17 protein-coding genes and 2 tRNA genes are annotated in these 19910 nt (G+C 36.8%); 16 read left to right on the top strand and 3 right to left on the bottom strand.

Annotation, left to right across the window (positions count from 1 at the left end):
- Window positions 1-48 precede the first annotated feature (48 nt).
- Window positions 49-1770 carry an amylo-alpha-1,6-glucosidase gene (locus tag ORL93_RS13795; RefSeq protein WP_097795378.1) on the top strand — a complete coding sequence of 574 codons (1722 nt, stop codon included), beginning with the start codon at window positions 49-51 and terminating at the stop codon, window positions 1768-1770.
- 32 nt (window positions 1771-1802) lie between these two features.
- On the opposite strand, the gene ORL93_RS13790 is transcribed toward ORL93_RS13795, so the two are convergent.
- Together ORL93_RS13790 and ORL93_RS13785 are read right to left on the bottom strand one after the other, a co-directional pair.
- Complete coding sequence (locus tag ORL93_RS13790; RefSeq protein WP_003200751.1) at window positions 1803-1988, bottom strand: PspC domain-containing protein; 186 nt, start codon at window positions 1986-1988, stop codon at window positions 1803-1805.
- 203 nt (window positions 1989-2191) lie between these two features.
- Window positions 2192-4015: an APC family permease gene (locus ORL93_RS13785; RefSeq protein ID WP_098160679.1), complete on the bottom strand. Its 1824-nt coding sequence runs from the start codon at window positions 4013-4015 to the stop codon at window positions 2192-2194.
- A 354-nt stretch (window positions 4016-4369) separates the two neighbouring features.
- Here ORL93_RS13785 and gerE point away from each other — a divergent pair, with 354 nt between their 5' ends.
- From gerE to ORL93_RS13745, 8 genes are all read left to right on the top strand, one after another.
- Complete coding sequence (gene gerE / locus ORL93_RS13780) at window positions 4370-4594, top strand: spore germination transcription factor GerE (RefSeq protein WP_000659494.1); 225 nt, start codon at window positions 4370-4372, stop codon at window positions 4592-4594.
- A 190-nt stretch (window positions 4595-4784) separates the two neighbouring features.
- Window positions 4785-5600, top strand: a complete 816-nt coding sequence (gene racE, locus ORL93_RS13775) for a glutamate racemase (protein WP_003208646.1) — start codon at window positions 4785-4787, stop codon at window positions 5598-5600.
- Between the two features lie 151 nt (window positions 5601-5751).
- The gene (locus ORL93_RS13770) at window positions 5752-6798 is read left to right on the top strand and encodes a GerMN domain-containing protein (RefSeq protein ID WP_097795379.1); all 1047 of its coding nucleotides are present in this window, start codon (window positions 5752-5754) and stop codon (window positions 6796-6798) included.
- 136 nt (window positions 6799-6934) lie between these two features.
- Window positions 6935-7672, top strand: coding sequence for a ribonuclease PH (gene rph, locus ORL93_RS13765; protein WP_003200759.1), 738 nt, complete (start codon window positions 6935-6937; stop codon window positions 7670-7672).
- Between the two features lie 11 nt (window positions 7673-7683).
- Window positions 7684-8295 (top strand): XTP/dITP diphosphatase, encoded by a 612-nt coding sequence (locus tag ORL93_RS13760; protein ID WP_018781674.1) that lies wholly within the window; start codon window positions 7684-7686, stop codon window positions 8293-8295.
- A gap of 13 nt (window positions 8296-8308) precedes the next feature.
- Window positions 8309-8815 (top strand): metallophosphoesterase, encoded by a 507-nt coding sequence (locus ORL93_RS13755; RefSeq protein ID WP_003200763.1) that lies wholly within the window; start codon window positions 8309-8311, stop codon window positions 8813-8815.
- Window positions 8816-8916: 101 nt separating this feature from the next.
- A tRNA-Gly gene (locus ORL93_RS13750) sits at window positions 8917-8990 on the top strand.
- A gap of 1 nt (window position 8991) precedes the next feature.
- Window positions 8992-9065 (top strand) — tRNA-Arg (locus ORL93_RS13745).
- A 52-nt stretch (window positions 9066-9117) separates the two neighbouring features.
- On the opposite strand, the gene ORL93_RS13740 is transcribed toward ORL93_RS13745, so the two are convergent.
- Window positions 9118-9732, bottom strand: coding sequence for a PH domain-containing protein (locus tag ORL93_RS13740; protein WP_003200781.1), 615 nt, complete (start codon window positions 9730-9732; stop codon window positions 9118-9120).
- A 520-nt stretch (window positions 9733-10252) separates the two neighbouring features.
- Between ORL93_RS13740 and ORL93_RS13735 the strand changes: the two genes are divergently transcribed.
- The 7 genes from ORL93_RS13735 to ysxC all read left to right on the top strand — a co-directional run bounded on the left by ORL93_RS13735 (window position 10253) and on the right by ysxC (window position 19908).
- Window positions 10253-10501 carry a hypothetical protein gene (locus ORL93_RS13735; RefSeq protein WP_018764400.1) on the top strand — a complete coding sequence of 83 codons (249 nt, stop codon included), beginning with the start codon at window positions 10253-10255 and terminating at the stop codon, window positions 10499-10501.
- 198 nt (window positions 10502-10699) lie between these two features.
- Window positions 10700-11698 (top strand): hypothetical protein, encoded by a 999-nt coding sequence (locus ORL93_RS13730; RefSeq protein WP_097795381.1) that lies wholly within the window; start codon window positions 10700-10702, stop codon window positions 11696-11698.
- 333 nt (window positions 11699-12031) lie between these two features.
- Window positions 12032-13315 carry a trigger factor gene (tig, locus tag ORL93_RS13725; protein WP_003200787.1) on the top strand — a complete coding sequence of 428 codons (1284 nt, stop codon included), beginning with the start codon at window positions 12032-12034 and terminating at the stop codon, window positions 13313-13315.
- A 270-nt stretch (window positions 13316-13585) separates the two neighbouring features.
- Entirely contained in the window at window positions 13586-14845 is a 1260-nt protein-coding gene (gene clpX / locus ORL93_RS13720) for an ATP-dependent protease ATP-binding subunit ClpX (protein WP_018764399.1), read from the top strand.
- Window positions 14846-14951: 106 nt separating this feature from the next.
- The gene (lonB, locus tag ORL93_RS13715; RefSeq protein WP_003200791.1) at window positions 14952-16622 is read left to right on the top strand and encodes an ATP-dependent protease LonB; all 1671 of its coding nucleotides are present in this window, start codon (window positions 14952-14954) and stop codon (window positions 16620-16622) included.
- Window positions 16623-16984: 362 nt separating this feature from the next.
- Window positions 16985-19315, top strand: coding sequence for an endopeptidase La (gene lon / locus ORL93_RS13710; protein ID WP_003200793.1), 2331 nt, complete (start codon window positions 16985-16987; stop codon window positions 19313-19315).
- Complete coding sequence (ysxC, locus tag ORL93_RS13705) at window positions 19312-19908, top strand: ribosome biogenesis GTP-binding protein YsxC (protein ID WP_018764396.1); 597 nt, start codon at window positions 19312-19314, stop codon at window positions 19906-19908. The genes lon and ysxC overlap by 4 nt, the downstream gene beginning before the upstream one ends.
- Window positions 19909-19910 lie beyond the last annotated feature (2 nt).

The raw sequence follows: 19910 nt of genomic DNA, 5'->3' as shown, positions 1-19910 counted from the left end.
TACAAGAGAGCCCTTCTATTGCTAGGGCTCTTTCCTAGGGGGATATAAATGTTTGATTTACAACAAGTTCCATTTAGTCGGTACGGTTCTTTTTTAGTTATTTCTTTAAACTATGATAACGGATTATTGATTCGAAACATTCGCGGTGGTGACGACGATTTTGGTGAAGTGTTTAAAATAGAGGTATTAAATCGGAAAGGAGAGGTTTTACCGTGTGAAACAAAGATGTCGCCATCTTTACTAACGCTCCAAACTGTAGAAGGTGATGTGAAGATTTGTTTCTCTCATTCTGATACAATTCGTTTTTATTCGGATCGATTGCAGCTACGTTTTATTGGGATTACAAGTTCGTATGATTACTGTATTCCAAGTGCACAAGGTGGATGGGAAATTAATAGCTTTTCAAAAGAAATGAGATTTCATTTATCTGCTATAGAAGGGGTTATGCATATGGATGCCCCGTTTGAAGAACTTCGTTGTAAACATATTATTGTTGATATTTATGCGCAAGATGAAGAATCAGGGATTGATGTGGAACTAACGGAATACAAAACAGTATTGCAGAAGCCGAAGGAGACTAAGACATTCGCGGAGGCGGTGGATGCTGCTGAAGCGGATTTTGTAAATTGGTTACGTCATACATTGGCTGTCCCGAAAGACTTATTGAAAGGAAGAGAGTTAGCGGCTTATATTACATGGTCTTGTATGGTAGAAGCGGAAGGGTATTTACCGAGAAAAGCGATGTATATGTCAAAAAACTGGATGACAAATATATGGAGTTGGGATCATTGTTTTAATGCGATGGCATTAGCGATGCATCAGCCGACAGTGGCGTGGGATCAATTTATGATTTTTTTTGATAAGCAAGATGAGTGCGGTGTATTACCGGATTATATTAACGATAAAAGTGGGCTATGGAATTGCTGTAAACCACCTATTCATGGGTGGACGCTGAAATGGATGATGGAACATACAGATTTTATAACAGAAGAGCATTTACAAGAAGTGTATGAACCGTTATGCAAATGGACGGATTGGTGGTTTACATATCGAGATGATGATGGGGATGGGGTTCCTCAATATAATCATGGGAATGATAGCGGTTGGGATAATAGTACGATTTTTCACCGTGGTGCCCCTATTGAGAGTCCGGACTTAAGCTCATTTCTTATTTTACAAATGGAGGTATTATCGGAGATCGCAGAGAAGCTTGGATTTGAAGAAGAAGCAAAGCGATGGGAAGCGCGAGCAAATACAACGCTCAATCGTATGATTCAACATTGTTGGAGAGAAAAGCGTTTTATTGCCCCGCAATCTGGGAATCATTCATATGAAGTATCAGATAGTCTTGTGTTATATATTCCTCTCATTTTAGGAAAAAGGTTACCTGAAGAAATCATTGAAAGCTTACTTGCAGAATTGAAAAAAGAAAATCACTTTTTGACAAAGTATGGTTTTGCAACAGAGAGTATAAGGAGTCCATATTATCGTGATGATGGATATTGGCGCGGGCCAATTTGGGCACCGACAACATTTATTATGACTGAGGCTTTACAAGCAGTTGGCAAAAATGAATTTGCAAAGGATATTGCTGTTCGTTTTTGTAGGATGGCAAATAAAAGTGGGATGGCTGAAAATTTTCATGTACAAACCGGGCAAGGATTGCGTGATTTAGCGTTTACATGGACTTCTAGTGTGTTTCTTATTTTAGCAAATAAGTATTTGTTAACACAAAAAGAAAGTATGCTCTATCAAAAAGTGACAAGATGAAAGAAAGGCACCGATTGGGCACCGGTGCCTTTTTAGTAAGAACGTGGCATAAGCAACAAACAAACAAGATAGACTAAAAAACCTGTTCCGAAGCATAGAATCGCAATAACCCAAAGTATGCGAATCATACTAACGCTTATATCAAAATATTCTCCTAAACCACCGCATACACCAAATAAAACTTTATCAGTTTCAGATCTACGTAACTTTTTTTCCATTATAAACCCCTCTCCTTTTTAATCACCATTTTGTTTCTTTTATGTATTGGTGATTCTTTATACTTTTATCTTACATGGAAAAGAATATGTAAACTATCGAATTATATTACATTTTTCTGAAAGAAGATTACAGTTTTGTAAGGCAGTTGTACACATAAAAGAAAGGAGAGGATAGCCTCCTTTCTTTTATGTGTATATTGCTTTTATTTTCGGAAACGGTAAGGAACCGTTGTGACTATAACATTTTTCTTATATAGAAGATAGACACGTAGTAATACACTCGATTGGTTGTGTAAAAAGTTATGCCAGTTCTTTTTTGTAATAAATTGCGGAATTAAAACGGTAACGAAACGATTCTTTTCTTGCGCCTTATGCTGAATAATTGTAATTAATTTTGCGATAGGACGCATTAAGCTTCGGTAAGATGAGATAAAGGTAACGAGACGAATATTCGGTTGCCATTCTTTCCATTTTTCCTGCATACGTAGTTCGCTTTCTTTATCAAAAGCTACATACACAGCGATAACTTGATCGCTAATTGTTTCTGCGTAATTGATGGATTGTTCGACTACTTTTGTAATACCAGCGATGGGAACAATTACGACGTTACCAGTTACTTTTTCAGGAATTTCATTAAAATTGATGCGCAACTGTTCTCCTACTGCAACATAGTGATTGTGGATGCGATGAAAGATGAAAACAATGATAGGTAAAAAGATAAGAATGGACCATACTTGCGCAAATTTTGTAATGAAAAAAATGAGAAGCACAGTTAATGAAATAAGAGCGCCTAATAAGTTTGTTAGTAACTTAGGCATCCATCCTTTTGGCTTTTCTCGTAACCATTTTATAATCATACCTGTTTGTGACAATGTAAAAGGAATGAATACCCCGACAGCATACAACGGGATTAATTGTTCGGTTTTACCTTGGAATGCAACGATTAAAAGCATGGAACTAATACCTAACGTAATGATTCCATTTGAATACCCTAAGCGATCTCCACGCATTAAATACATACGCGGCATATATTTATCTGATGCTAAATTAAATGCTAAAAGTGGAAATGCTGAAAAACCTGTGTTTGCAGCTAGTACTAAAATAAGCGCAGTTGTTCCTTGAATAAAGTAGTATACAAAATTCCTTCCAAATATATTTGAAGCAATTTGGGACACGACAGTGTCATTATGTTTCGGAGCAATTCCATACCAATAGGCTAAAAATGTAATACCCGTAAATAAAATAGCAAGAATCGTCCCCATGATAACTAATGTTTTTGCTGCATTTTTTGCAGCCGGTTCTTTAAAATTTGGAATTGCATTGGAAATTGCTTCTACCCCTGTTAAAGCGGAACAACCAGATGAAAAAGCCTTCAACAAGAAGAAGAGTGTAATGCCAGGCACGACTGTTCCAATCGGTGTATGTAAATGAGCGGGAGCTTGCCCAGAAAAAATTTTAAAAACACCAGCAATAATTAAAATAACAAGTGCAAAGGCAAAGAGATAGACAGGATAAGCTAGAATCGATGCTGACTCCGTTACGCCTCTTAGATTCAAAATTGTAATAAATAAAACAAGTATGACCGCGATTGGAACGGTGTATGTGTGCAAAGCCGGAAAAGCAGATGTAATAGCATCGGTTCCAGCTGAAACACTTACAGCTACAGTAAGGATATAATCAACAAGTAATGATCCTCCTGCAATAAGCCCAGCATTTGTGCCTAAGTTTGTTTTGGAAACAACATAAGCACCTCCGCCATGCGGATAAGAAAAAATAATTTGTCGGTATGATAAAATGAGCGCTGTCAATAAGATTAAAACGCCAATTGCGATCGGGATGGAATACCAGAAAGCAATCGCTCCAAATGCAGCTAATACAATTAAAATTTGTTCTGTTCCGTAAGCGACAGAAGAAAGGGCGTCAGAAGAAAGGATCGCGAGTGCCTTTAGTTTATTTAATTTTTGTTCCCCGAGTGCTGTTGACTTAAGTGGTCTACCGATTAAAAATCGTTTGAAGGCCGAAAACATAATGACACCACCAATACATAAAATTTTGCGTGCAAAGCGGATTGGTATGAACACATACATCCCTGTTTGGTAGTATTGGCTGTTTATTGATGAATCTTTCTGAAAAGAAAGAGGTAATAAATGGAGTTTGGGGATTTTCGCGCTTATTATTTAATAATTTTTTTGATGAATAGCGATTATTGTTTGAAAAAGATTTTTTGGAAGTTCTTACATATATATAAATCATAAATAACGTGCCGAAATTAGCCCATTTTCATTCACCACCTGCACATTTTGTTCATACAATATCTTGACTAAATAAACACCCAACTTACACATATACAGCTCTGGCTTAAGCAAGGAGGGTTATACCAGTTGAAGGAAAAAGCATATCAATCTAAACCGTTACTCACAAAGAGAGAGAGAGAAGTCTTTGAATTATTGGTTCAAGATAAAACGACGAAAGAAATTGCAAGTGAACTATTTATTAGTGAAAAAACTGTACGCAACCACATATCAAATGCAATGCAAAAGCTAGGGGTTAAAGGACGTTCGCAAGCGGTTGTTGAGCTTCTTCGTATGGGGGAACTCGAATTATAATAGGTGAAGCCGACTTTTTATAAAAGGTCGGCTATTTTTCTGTCTTGCAAATTGCGAAGAAAAGGAGCAAAATAAAAAAGTCCTGGTCTATACAGGTACATATTTGGAAATCTATTAACAGGTATATTTTGGATCTGTAAAAATCTAAAGTATGTAAGATATAATGATATGCAAAAAAATAAGATGATGAATGAGAAAACGGGTGATTATGTTGAATAGAGCAATTGGTGTCATTGATTCGGGAGTAGGGGGATTAACGGTAGCGAAAGAGTTAATTCGTCAGCTGCCAAAAGAGCGTATTATATATTTAGGAGATACAGCACGTTGTCCTTATGGCCCGCGTTCTCGCGAGGAAGTGCGTCAATTCACATGGGAAATGACAGAGTATTTATTAGCACTTGATATTAAAATGCTAGTTATTGCTTGTAATACTGCAACTGCGGTTGTACTTGAAGAGATGCAAAAACAATTAAAAATTCCAGTAGTGGGTGTGATTCATCCTGGTTCGCGTACAGCTTTAAAAGTGACGAATACGTACCATGTTGGTATTATTGGAACAATTGGAACGGTGAAAAGTGGTGCGTATGAAGATGCGTTAAAGTCCATTAATAACCGCGTTATGGTAGAAAGCTTAGCGTGTCCGCCATTTGTTGAACTTGTTGAAAGTGGAAACTTTGAGAGTGAGATGGCGTATGAGGTTGTTAGAGAAACGTTGCAACCACTGAAAAATACTGAAATTGATACGCTGATTTTAGGATGTACACATTATCCGATTCTAGGCCCAGTTATTAAGCGAGTAATGGGAGATAAGGTGCAGTTAATTAGTTCTGGGGATGAAACAGCTCGTGAAGTAAGTACGATACTATATCATAGTAAAATGTTAAATGAAGGGGAAGAACAAAGCGACCATCTTTTCTTAACCACAGGAAAAATAGATTTATTCAAAGAAATTGCTTCTAAATGGTTTGGACAGCCGATTGAAAATGTAAAACATATTAATTTGTAAACAAGTTAATAATAGATTTGTATAAAAAACTTCTGAGAAATCAGGAGTTTTTTTGTTTAGTAAATTGTAAGATAAGTTGTTATTGCTTGTTCTAAAATGATAAAGAGCTCGTATACATATAGTACAAACTTAGATTTTAGGGGGAAATGGTATGCCTAAATCCACTTTTAAATGGCTTGTTTGTGTTACAGTAAGCGCAGCTTTATTATCAGGATGCGGTTTGTTAAATCAGGAGAAAGAAACGGAACAAATTGATCCACCGAAAAAAGTTACGTATACAGATGGTGAGAAGAAAGAGACTGCTACAAAAGAAAAACAAGGGCAAACGAAGAAATATGATTTATACCTCGTTGATAAAAATGGTTATGTTGTACCGCAAACATTTGATTTACCTGCGCCCAAAGGGAATGCAGTTGTGAAGCAAACATTGGAATATCTTGTGAAGGATGGTCCTGTAACAAATATGTTGCCAAATGGATTTCAAGCGGTTCTTCCAGCGAATACAACGCTGTCAGTTGATGTGAAAAAAGATGGGACAGCAGTTGTTGATTTCTCAAAGGAAATAAAAAATTATAAAAAAGAAGAAGAGCGTCAAATCGTGGAATCTGTAGCATGGACATTGACGCAATTTAAAGAAATTAAGCAAGTCAAATTTCAGATGAACGGTAAAAATTTAGAAACGATGCCGGTTGCTGGTACACCGATTGGTGAAGGGGTTAGCCGTGCGGATGGAATTAACTTTGATGATGAGCAAGTGGCGGATGTAACGAATACGAAGCCGGTTACACTTTATTTCCTAGCGCGAAATAATAAAAAACAGTACTATGTGCCAGTAACACGCCGCGTGGCAGAAGGAAAGGAACATGAAGTAGCAACGGTTGTGAATGAGCTTGTTAAAGGACCGTCGGGTTCAGCTTTACTTAATGATTTTAATCCAGATGTAAAGCTCGTTAGTGAACCGACAGTGCAAGATGGAAAGGTTACATTGAATTTCAATGAAAATATATATGTGAACAAAGGAAAAAGTATGATTTCAAATTATGTACTGCAATCACTCGTTCTATCTTTAACGGAAAAACAAGGTGTGAAAAATGTTTCTGTTGAAGTAAATGGAAAAGCAAATCTTGTTAACGAGAAGGGTGAGAAATTAACAAAACCTGTTGATCGTCCGCAAAACGTGAATACAGGTAGTTTTTAATCGTAAATAATTTGATATACTTATGTAGGAAAGGGGAATTTCTTTTTGAGTTCCCCTTCTTCTGTTGATATACATAATCATAAATTTAAAACGGGCTATACTAACAAGTAGCAGTTACTAGGTAGGGGGTTATTTTATGCGAGTAGATGGTAGACAAGCGGCAGAACTACGCAATATACATCTTCATACAAATTATTTAAAACATCCAGAAGGGTCTGTACTAATTGAAGTTGGAGATACAAAGGTTATTTGTTCGGCAACGATTGAAGAACGTGTGCCACCATTTATGAGAGGCGAAGGAAAAGGGTGGGTAACAGCTGAATACGCCATGATTCCACGCGCAACAGAACAACGTACAATTCGTGAGTCCAGTAAAGGGAAAGTAACTGGTCGCACAATGGAAATTCAACGTTTAATTGGACGAGCATTACGTGCGGTTGTTGATTTGGAAGCACTTGGGGAAAGAACGGTTTGGATTGATTGTGATGTAATCCAGGCAGATGGAGGAACACGAACAGCGTCTATTACGGGTGCTTATGTCGCGATGGTGTTAGCATTTGAAAAGTTATTACAAGCAGAAAAAGTATCTAAAATTCCAGTAAAAGATTATTTAGCTGCAACATCCGTTGGAATTGTTGAAGACCAAGGTGTAGTTTTAGATCTAAACTATGCAGAAGATTCTCAAGCTGATGTTGATATGAACGTTATTATGACGGGGAAAGGCCATTTTGTTGAAGTGCAAGGAACTGGAGAAGAAGCAACATTTAGCCGTGCGGAGTTAAATGAATTACTTGATGCAGCTGAAAATGGGATTTTACAACTCATTGAAAAACAAAAAGAAGCATTAGGTGACATCGTATCTCATATAGAGTAGAGGTGGGAAATATGAAACATGTTGTTGTAGCAACGAAAAATATGGGGAAAGTACGTGAATTTGCCGAGCTATTTGAGAGATTTGACTTAGAAGTAAAATCTCTTCATGACTTCCCTAATATTGAAGAAGTCGAGGAAACTGGTGAAACATTTGAAGAAAATGCACTTTTGAAAGCGGACAGTTTATGTAAACAGTTAAATTCAATTGTTATTGCGGATGATTCAGGGCTAATTGTTGATACGTTGAATGGAAATCCTGGTGTGCGCTCTGCTCGCTATGCTGGTGAGCAAAAAGATGATCAGGCAAATATCGATAAAGTTTTAACAGGATTAGATGGCGTTTCGATGGAAAAGCGTACAGCGCGTTTTTATTGTGCGTTAGCGGTTGCTTTTCCAGAAGAAAATAAAGAGTCGGTTATTGTAAATGGAACATGCGAAGGGAAAATTCTAGAGCAACGTCGTGGTGAAAATGGTTTCGGATATGATCCAATCTTTTATGTAGAAGAATACAAACGAGCGATGGCAGAGTTAACTTCAGATGAGAAAAATGAAATCAGTCACCGCGGGCGTGCTCTTCGTAAGTTGGAAGAAAAAATTTCAGCGTGGTTTTTAGAAGAAGAATAAGGGAGAGAGACCGATGAGAGCTTTAATTGTAAGCGATAGTCACGGTTCTACGAAAGAATTACAGCAATTAAAAGATACATATGAGGGAAATGTAGATGTTATGATTCATTGCGGTGATTCAGAACTAACGCCAGATCATCCAGATTTACGAGGGTTCCAAGTAGTAAAAGGGAATTGCGATCTTTATAATGGTTTTGAAGAAGAAATCATTACTGATGTAGATGAAATGCGCTTTTTTGCTACACACGGTCATCGATACAATATTAAAATGACTTTGCAAACACTTTTATATCGTGCAAAAGAAGTGGGAGCGAATATTGTATGTTTTGGACATTCTCATATGTTGGGAGCGGAATTTATTGATGGTATTTTATTCATCAATCCAGGAAGCATTTTACTGCCACGTTCCCGTAAAGAAAAAACATTTACTTTGTTAGAAGTAAATGAAAAGGACATTGAAATTCGATTTGAAACATTAGCTGGAAAAGTTGTCGCACATAAAACTTTTCAAAGAGGATAAGAAAAATTATCCTCTTTGAAAAAAGGTGTTGACTTTATCTGCGTGTGCAAATATAATAAACCTTGTCGATAAGATATCAGACGGAAATGAAAACAAAATATGCGGGTGTAGTTTAGTGGTAAAACAAGAGCCTTCCAAGCTCTGGTCGAGAGTTCGATTCTCTTCACCCGCTCCATGTCCCAGTAGCTCAGCAGGATAGAGCAACGGCCTTCTAAGCCGTCGGTCGGGAGTTCGAATCTCTCCTGGGACGCTAAAAAAACCTTGTTATCTTTTGATGACAAGGTTTTTTGTTTATTCAAAAATTAATCGTTAATAAATTTTTCAAAAACAAACCCATAATCTTTCACGTTATATTGCTTCTTCGTATCCACAAGCCAATTAAACGCAATTTGATTCATTTCTTTAAATTGCTCTGCTAAATTAACTTGTGCATTCGTAATACGACTAAATGTGTTAGAAGCCATATCTAAACTTTTATGAGCATATTGTAATGTAATATCATTTTCGTATGAAATTTCCTCAATTTTGAGAAGAGCTTTATATAAGTCTTTTAATTCCTCGATATGTTTTTTATGAACGTCAATTGAGTAATATTCATCTCCCATATGGAATTTAATTTCTACATCTAAATCGATTGTACCAGCAGTTTCTAACGCTACATTTTTAATTTGATGTTTGCTGTAGCTGAAGCGGCGTAATGTACGTTTTTTACTTGCTGCACTCGTACCATCTAAGTGAATTAACCCTTTGTTTGTAAAACAATATTCATCTGATTTTGATTTAATTAGAAAATAAATTTTTTCTCCATCTTCATGCATCACATAATCATCAGCATCCACTTTATCATAATCTTTCGGTGTGATTACAGAACCTACATCGCTTAGCCCGAGAACATCAGCAGCTACTTTTTTGAACATATGGATCATCCCCTTTAATTTCTGGATTTTGAATTACATAAAAATATTTTAACATTTTTCAACAAGGGAATTAGGCTGTATTTAAAAATTTATAAGAAGGTGAAGGAGAGAAATATCTCGAATGTGATGTAATAAATAATTACAAAAGTGTTTCGTAAATCAATTAGTTTAAGAATAAATCCACCAAATAAGTACTAAGAAAAGAATGTTAATTTTGCAGACGATTATAGAGAACTCCCGTAAAACCACTTTCAATTATGTTAGGTGGTTTTTTTCTTTTGAAATCTTACAATTCTGTAAGGTAAGTGTAAGAAAGTTCGATGGTAACAAAATGCCAGTTCTTTATAATTAAGGTAACGAAGATGACACGAGGAGGAAGAAAAACATGAAAGGATTAGTCGTAACGGCTTTAACAATAGCTTTCGGGTTTGTTGCATATGAGAAATTAACAGATGTAATTGAGGTTGTAAAACATTTAGTAGCATAGAGAGAATTGTTATGAGAGGGAAAGGGTAAATGAATGGAATGGTTACTCGGAATTATAGGTGTTTGTAGTGTTATATTATTGTCATTTGTCCCTAGCGGAATACTGAGTCCTACTACAAGTTTATTTTTTATGTGTTTACTTGCCTGCATTATGCTTATTATTATGTTTTTGATGAAACGAAGTAAGCCAATCTTCTTTTTTAGCATGGTTGTTGTTACAATTATTGTTCTCCAAATGATTACTCTTTTCGTATATCCTACAATTATAAAAGCTGCCCATTAATGAGGAAATCCTCTGCGTTATTTGCTGAGGGTTTTTTATATGTATAAAGAGGATATTCTGATATGATTTTTTCGTTTTAATTATAAAAGTAGAATATTTTCATATTTCAAATAAATGTATTTGGAATGTTGTTTTCTTAACAGCCATTTGTTATATTTACTTTGAAGATATTTAAAATCTAAAAAAAGAGGCGGACGTATGGATAAAAAAGAAAATACGGTCGTATTGTTTCCGCAGTTGTCAGAGCGTTATATTGATCAAGGGTTTATGGCGCTGCGGGAGCGGAAGTTCGAAGATGCATTGCGCTGTTTTGAAATATTACGCCAGTATAATGGAGAAACAGAGCAAACAGAATTAGCTTCAGTTATTTGTTTATTAGAATTAAAGCGAATGGAAGAATCAAAAGACCGATGTGAGAAGTTGCTTGAAACAGGAACAGTCTTGTTTGGGGATATTCTTGAAACATACGTGACTATTTTAGTTCAAACAAATGATTATGTAGGTGTAATTGAGACTGTTGAAGAGGTTTTGCAGAAGAAAGAATTGACTGTAGAGCAAAGAGAAAAGTTAGCGCAGCTTGCCCAATTTGCGGAGAATATGCTAAATGGTGAGGAAACGACGCTAGTAGAATCAGATTTTGATCTGGAAGAATTTTCGAAAAAACTATTTGTAGAAAATTTTGGGCAGCAGCTACAGGTAATTCATGCTCTTTTAATTAAAAACCTCGAAAAAGCTTTGCCAGCTTTACGGAAATTTCTCGTTGATAGCACGCGACATCCATATTTAAAAACTTCTATTATATACAAAATGGTAGAGAAGCGTATGAAAGAAGAAATAGAAGTAGAAAAATTTGGCGAAAGAATAATGATTATTCCAGCTCATTTGGATCATAATGATGAGTACTCGAAGAAAGTTATACATATATTATCTAATCGTTTAGAAAGTGATAATCCAAATATGTTTGAGGCGATTATTACATATTGGAGAGAAATGCAAGCTAGTATTTTCCCGTTCCCATTACTAATAGATAAAGTAGAAGTATGGGCAGCGGTTTTAGAGCGAATCGGGAGAAAGCGTTTCGGATTGATCATCGATGAAGAGGAACTTATGGCGGCGTATAATATTACCGTTGAAGAGTTTCATATTGCCTATCAATGGTTTTTACGCGTGGAGAGAGAAGGGCATTTACCTGTATAATTATGAAAAAGAATCGTTCAGTTATTGAAACGAGAATATTCTATGTTATAATGTAAGGGTTGCAAAAGGCTGAATTATGCCTGCTTGTAAGAGGAGAGAAGTATAATTCTCTTACTTAATATGTTTCATATTATTCTCGAACAAAATATACCGTGTTTGTCTTATAGACAAATAATAGATTGAGAATCGCGTGTCTTAAGGCTTATTGCTAGAAGATTAGAAAGCTTAAATAAATTGGCTTTCATGCTTTTGTTGTTTCTAAAAAAGAAATAATGAAAATCTCAATCTGTAGAGGTATGTGCATACATTATTATAGTTGGAGGGAAAGAATAAATGGCTGCAAAATGGGAAAAATTAGAAGGTAACGTTGGCGTTTTAACAATCGAAGTTGATGCTAAAGAAGTAAACAACTCTATCGACGCTGCGTTCAAAAAAGTAGTAAAAACAATTAACGTACCTGGTTTCCGTAAAGGAAAAATGCCTCGTCCGTTATTCGAACAACGCTTTGGTATTGAATCTTTATACCAAGATGCTTTAGATATTATCTTACCAAAAGCATACGGTGAAGCAATCGATGAAACTGGTATCTTCCCAGTTGCTCATCCTGAAATCGACATCGAGAAGTTCGAGAAAAATGAAAACTTAATCTTCACTGCAAAAGTTACTGTAAAACCTGAAGTTAAATTAGGTGAATACAAAGGACTAGCAGTAGAAAAAGTTGAAACAACTGTAACTGACGAAGATGTAGAGAACGAATTACAATCTTTACAAGAGCGTCAAGCTGAACTAGTTGTTAAAGAAGAAGGTACTGCTGAAAACGGCGATACAGCTGTAATCGACTTTGAAGGTTTCGTTGATGGCGAAGCATTCGAAGGCGGAAAAGGCGAGAACTACTCTCTAGCAATCGGTTCTGGTACATTCATCCCAGGTTTTGAAGAGCAATTAATTGGTCTAAAAGCTGGCGAGTCAAAAGACGTTGAAGTATCATTCCCAGAAGAGTACCATGCAGAAGAACTTGCTGGTAAACCAGCAACATTTAAAGTAACAGTTCATGAAATTAAAGCAAAAGAACTTCCAGCTTTAGATGACGAGTTCGCTAAAGATGCAGACGAAGAAGTTGCAACTCTTGAAGAGTTAAAAGCAAAACTTCGTACAAACTTAGAAGAAGGCAAAAAGCACGAAGCTGAGCACAAAGTTCGTGACGAAGTAGTAGAAAAAGCTGCTGATAACGCTGAAATCGAAATTCCAGAAGCTATGATCGAAACTGAGTTAGATCGTATGATTCGTGAATTCGAACAACGCTTAAGCCAACAAGGTATGAACCTTGAGCTTTACTACCAATTCACAGGTACTGACGCTGACAAGCTAAAAGAACAAATGAAAGAAGATGCACAAAAACGTGTAAGAATCAACCTTGTTCTTGAAGCGATCATTGAAGCTGAAAACATCGAAGTTACTGAAGAAGAAGTAACTGCAGAAGTTGAAAAAATGGCTGCAATGTACAATATGCCAGTTGACGCTATCACACAAGCTCTTGGAAGCTTAGATGCTTTATCTGAAGACATTAAAGTTCGTAAAGCTGTAGACTTCTTAGTAGACAACAGCAAAGCTGCATAATAAAATAACAAGGCGCGATTTTGGATCGTGCCTTGTTTTATAAATATAGATATAAATATATTTATAAAACTTTTCGACTTTAGAAGGAAATGATCCTTCTAAAGTCGAATATACATATTTCAAAAGTTTTAAAAATTTTTTATTTGTACATAACTAGTCATATTATTTGTATTTCTCGCCACGTAGTGACATAATATGTATTTACATACGATACATTTATCGTGTACATACGAAGGCAAGATATTAGCACTTTGTAAGGGGTGTGAAAATATGTTTAAATTTAATGATGAAAAAGGGCAATTAAAATGTTCTTTCTGTGGTAAAACACAAACGCAAGTCCGAAAGCTTGTTGCTGGTCCTGGTGTTTACATTTGTGATGAGTGCATTGAGCTTTGTACAGAGATTGTGCAAGAGGAGCTTGCGAAGGACGAAGAAGTAGAATTCAAAGATGTACCGAAACCGGTAGAAATTCGTGAAATCTTAGATGAGTATGTAATCGGACAAGATAATGCGAAGAAAGCATTAGCGGTAGCGGTATATAATCATTACAAACGCATCAATTCTAACAGCAAAATTGATGATGTAGAATTGGCGAAAAGTAATATCGCACTTATCGGGCCAACAGGTAGTGGTAAAACATTATTGGCACAAACATTAGCGCGTATTTTAAATGTTCCATTTGCAATCGCGGACGCAACATCTTTAACAGAAGCTGGATATGTAGGGGAAGATGTAGAAAACATCTTACTAAAACTTATTCAAGCAGCTGATTACGATGTAGAGAAAGCTGAAAAAGGAATCATTTATATTGATGAGATTGATAAAGTGGCGCGTAAGTCAGAAAATCCATCAATTACACGTGATGTATCTGGTGAGGGTGTACAGCAGGCCCTTCTGAAAATTTTAGAGGGTACTGTAGCAAGCGTTCCGCCTCAAGGTGGTCGTAAACATCCGCATCAAGAGTTTATTCAAATTGATACAACGAACATCTTATTCATTTGTGGTGGTGCGTTTGATGGTATTGAGCCAATTATTAAACGTCGCCTTGGTGAAAAAGTAATTGGATTTGGTTCAGAGAAGAAAAATGCTGATGTAAATGAAAAGCATGTTTTATCTCACGTATTACCAGAAGACCTTTTACGATTTGGTTTAATTCCAGAGTTTATTGGTCGTCTTCCAGTTATTGCGAACCTAGAACCACTTGATGAAGGTGCTCTTGTTGATATTTTAACAAAACCGAAAAATGCGCTTGTAAAACAGTTCCAAAAATTATTGGAGCTTGACGATGTTGAGTTGGAATTTGAAGAAGGAGCACTGATTGAAATTGCGAAAAAAGCAATTGAACGTAAAACAGGTGCTCGTGGACTTCGCTCTATTATTGAAGGCTTAATGCTAGATGTAATGTTCGAGCTTCCATCTCGTAAAGATATCGAGAAGTGTATTCTTTCAAAAGAAACAGTAGCAGACAATGCACCGCCAAAATTGGTGTTACAAGACGGTACTGTACTCGATACAAAAACATCTGCATAGTGTAAAAATGAAACAGCAATTTTTATAATTGCTGTTTCTTATTATGTTTAGCACTATTCCTCCCAGGAAATACTAAATGGTAAAACATAGCGGGAGGAAATGAATTATGAGCTGGACAAACATATTCTTACTTGTTCAACTTGTTTTTGGTGTAATTGTCGGATTGTATTTTTGGCATTTGCTCCGAAACCAGCGAACACAAAAAGTTTCAATTGATCGAGAATCGAAAAAAGAATTAGAACAACTTCGCAAAATGCGCGAGATTTCTTTGACAGAACCACTTGCCGAGAAGGTACGTCCTACATCTTTTTTAGATATTGTTGGCCAAGAGGACGGAATTAGATCATTAAAGGCAGCACTGTGTGGACCGAATCCGCAGCATGTCATTATATATGGCCCTCCTGGGGTAGGGAAAACAGCGGCAGCACGTCTTGTGTTAGAAGAAGCGAAGAAAAATCAAAAATCACCATTTCGTATGAATGCAACATTTATTGAACTAGATGCAACAACTGCCCGCTTTGATGAGCGTGGCATTGCTGATCCTTTAATTGGCTCGGTACATGATCCGATTTATCAAGGTGCAGGTGCAATGGGGCAAGCAGGAATTCCACAACCGAAAAAAGGTGCCGTAACGGATGCACATGGTGGCATTTTATTTATTGATGAAATTGGTGAATTGCATCCAATCCAGATGAATAAGATGTTAAAAGTATTAGAAGATCGCAAAGTATTTTTGGAAAGTGCATACTACAGTGAAGAAAATTCAATGATTCCAACATACATACATGATATTTTTCAAAAAGGCTTACCAGCAGATTTCCGCTTAGTCGGAGCGACAACTCGTTCTCCAGATGAAATTCCTCCTGCTATTCGTTCTCGTTGTTTAGAAGTTTTCTTCCGTGAACTTGATACAGAAGAAATTCAAAAAGTAGCGAAGAATGCAGCTGAAAAAGTGAAAATGGAAATTGGAAAACAAGGTGTTGAAATGATCGGCATGTATGCAAGAAATGGAAGAGAAGCCATTAATCTTGTGCAAATTTCTGCAGGAATGGCGATTAATGAGGGACGTTCTTTTATTAAAGATGAGGATATTGAATGGGTTGTACATTCTAGTCAGCTTACTCCAAAATATGAAAAGCGTATTTATCCAATTCCGAAGATCGGTCTTGTAAACGGTCTTGCAGTATATGGACCGAATACAGGGGCGCTATTAGAAATTGAAGTAATGGCAATTCCAGCTGCGGAAAAAGGTACGATAAATGTTACAGGAATTGTGGAAGAAGAGAGTATTGGTAGTCAAACAAAATCGATTCGCCGTAAAAGTATGGCAAAAGGATCCGTTGATAATGTATTAACCGTGCTCCGCTCCCTAGACTTGTTACCAGAAGGATATGATATACATATTAATTTCCCAGGTGGTATTCCAATTGATGGTCCTTCAGCAGGCATTGCAATGGCAACAGGTGTATATTCAGCGCTTCACCAAGTGTATGTGAATAACGAAATAGCGATGACCGGAGAAATAAGCATTCATGGAGAAGTAAAACCAGTAGGCGGCGTATATGCAAAAGTAAAAGCAGCAAAAAAGGCAGGAGCGAAAAAGGTTATTATTCCTGCTGAAAACATGCAGCCATTTTTATATACGATAAAGGGTATCGAGATTATTCCCGTTCGAAAATTAAAAGAAGTTTTTGCGTTAACATTCGTCCAGGAAAAATTGCATCGTGAAATTGATGTGCATCGCGAGCTAGATGAAGGCGATGTACAATCGATGTAAATTAAATCGGGTTCTAAGAAGTGGTTTCCTTTTAGGTAAATGGGAAATAGAACATGTAATGTTTGCCAGACTTCGTTTAAGTTTGTATGCTTAAGCGAGGTCCCTTTTTCTTTTATCCCGCTATTCGTGGGCAATAAGCCCCTACTTCAAAGCTCAGAGAGAAGAGGAGGAAATAGGTAGGGCAACTTACCTGTAAAAGCCCGATTGGTGATGGTTAACTAAGGCCCCTACGGCTGGAAGTTTCACTTTATAGAGAAAGAAAAAGTAGGAGATTTGCAATTGCAAGGAATCTCTGCAATTGCATCCAAGTGTATTGTAATATAAAATAGTTGAACAGGAGTTTAATTTATTATGGAGGTGCTATGTCTAGTATGAATACGAACGAAAGAATTGTGCCCCTCCTACCATTAAGAGGCGTTCTCGTATATCCAACGATGGTTCTGCATCTTGATGTAGGACGTGATAAATCAATACAAGCACTAGAGCAGGCAGCAATGGATGAAAATATCATCTTTTTAGCGATGCAAAAAGAAATGAATATCGATGATCCAAAAGAAGATGACATATATAGTGTGGGTACAGTAGCGAAAGTAAAGCAGATGTTAAAACTGCCGAACGGTACGCTTCGTGTCCTTGTAGAAGGTTTACATAGAGCAGAAATTGTAGAATTTATTGAAGAAGAAAATGTAATACAGGTTTCTATTCAAACAGTAACAGAGGAAGAAGAAGGCGATCTAGAAGAAAAGGCTCTAATGCGCACGTTACTTGAACATTTCGAGCAATATATTAAAGTTTCGAAAAAAGTATCGAATGAAACGTTTGCGACAGTAGTAGATGTTGAAGAACCTGGCCGCCTAGCTGATTTAATTTCTTCTCATCTACCAATTAAAACAAAACAAAAGCAAGAAATTTTGGAGATTAGATCAGCGAAAGAAAGATTACATACGCTCATTTCCATTATTCAAGATGAACAGGAACTACTTAGTTTAGAAAAGAAAATTGGACAAAAGGTGAAACGTTCGATGGAACGTACGCAAAAAGAATATTTCTTGCGTGAACAAATGAAGGCGATTCAAACAGAACTTGGTGATAAAGAAGGTAAAGGCGGCGAAGTAGAGGAACTTCGCGAAAAAATCGAAGAGGCTGGAATGCCAGAAGAAACGAAGAAAGCTGCCCTAAAAGAATTAGATCGTTATGAAAAGTTGCCAGTAAGTTCTGCAGAGAGTGGTGTCATTCGCAATTATCTGGATTGGTTATTAGCACTTCCGTGGACAGAAGCGACAGAGGATATGATCGATTTAGCACATTCTGAAACGATTTTAAATAGAGATCATTATGGTCTTGAGAAAGTGAAAGAACGTGTACTGGAATATTTAGCTGTACAAAAGCTAACAAATTCTTTAAAAGGACCAATTCTTTGTCTAGTAGGCCCTCCGGGTGTTGGGAAAACATCTTTAGCTCGTTCGATTGCCACATCGTTAAATCGTAATTTTGTCCGTGTTTCTCTTGGTGGTGTTCGTGATGAATCTGAAATTCGTGGTCACCGTCGTACATATGTGGGAGCAATGCCAGGGCGTATTATTCAAGGGATGAAGAAGGCAAAAACAATCAACCCAGTCTTTTTATTAGATGAGATTGATAAGATGTCCAATGATTTCCGCGGCGATCCGTCTGCTGCATTATTAGAAGTATTAGACCCGGAGCAAAACCATAATTTTAGCGATCATTATATTGAAGAGCCGTACGACCTATCAAAAGTAATGTTTGTTGCAACTGCAAATACGCTTGCAAGCATTCCAGGTCCACTCCTTGATCGTATGGAAATTATTTCGATTGCTGGTTATACAGAGATTGAAAAGGTACATATTGCTCGTGAACATTTATTGCCGAAGCAATTAAAAGAACATGGCTTACGAAAAGGGAATTTACAAATTCGTGATGAAGCCCTGCTTGAAATTATTCGCTACTATACGCGCGAGGCTGGTGTTCGAACGTTAGAACGTCAAATTGCAAAGATTTGTCGTAAAGCAGCAAAGATTATTGTAACAGAAGAGCGTAAACGTATTATTGTAACGGAAAAAAATATTACAGACCTACTTGGTAAACATATATTCCGTTATGGGCAAGCTGAAACGAAAGATCAAGTTGGAATGGCAACTGGTTTAGCGTATACAGCTGCTGGCGGTGATACACTCGCAATTGAAGTATCTGTATCACCAGGAAAAGGAAAATTAATTTTAACAGGGAAACTTGGGGATGTTATGAAAGAATCCGCACAAGCTGCATTTAGTTATATTCGCTCTCGTGCAGAAGAACTTCATATCGATTCAAATTTCCATGAAAAGAATGACATCCATATTCATGTTCCAGAAGGAGCAGTGCCAAAGGATGGTCCATCAGCTGGTATTACGATGGCAACGGCGCTTATTTCCGCATTGACAGGTGTACCTGTCAGTAAAGAAGTAGGGATGACAGGTGAAATTACCCTTCGTGGTCGTGTATTACCAATCGGTGGTTTAAAAGAAAAAACATTAAGTGCTCATCGCGCAGGCTTAACAAAAATTATTTTGCCAGCCGAAAATGAAAAGGATTTAGATGATATTCCAGAAAGCGTAAAAGAAAACCTTACGTTTGTGCTTGTGTCTCATTTAGACGAAGTATTGGAGCACGCATTAGTAGGAGTGAAACAATGAAAGTAACAAAAGCAGATATTGTCATTAGTGCTGTTAAACCAGAACAATATCCAGATGGTGACTTACCAGAAATTGCATTAGCAGGTCGTTCTAATGTTGGGAAGTCTTCCTTTATTAATAAAATTTTAAATCGTAAAAAGTTAGTGCGTATTTCTTCTAAACCAGGAAAAACGCAGACACTCAACTTTTTCTTAATTAATGAAATGATGCATTTTGTCGATGTTCCAGGTTATGGATATGCGAAAGTATCGAAAACAGAGCGAGCGGCATGGGGCAGAATGATTGAAACCTATTTTACAACGCGTGAGCAATTAGATGCGGCTGTATTAGTAGTTGATCTACGTCACCCGCCAACAAACGATGATGTTATGATGTATGATTTCTTAAAGCATTATGAAATTCCAACAATCATCATTGCAACAAAAGCCGATAAAATTCCGAAAGGGAAATGGCAAAAGCATTTGAAGGTTGTGAAAGAAACGCTTGATATTGAACAAGGTGATGAAGTTGTTCTATTTTCATCGGAAACAGGGCTTGGAAAAGAAGAAGCGTGGAAAGCCATTCATAAGTTTACAAAAACAAAAAACGTGTGACG

This window comes from Bacillus sp. DHT2, from assembly GCF_026241455.1.
Classification (GTDB): Bacteria; Bacillota; Bacilli; order Bacillales; family Bacillaceae_G; genus Bacillus_A; species Bacillus_A pseudomycoides.
The sequence above is the reverse complement of the archived record's forward strand: the minus strand, read 5'-3'. Positions and strand labels throughout refer to the sequence as shown.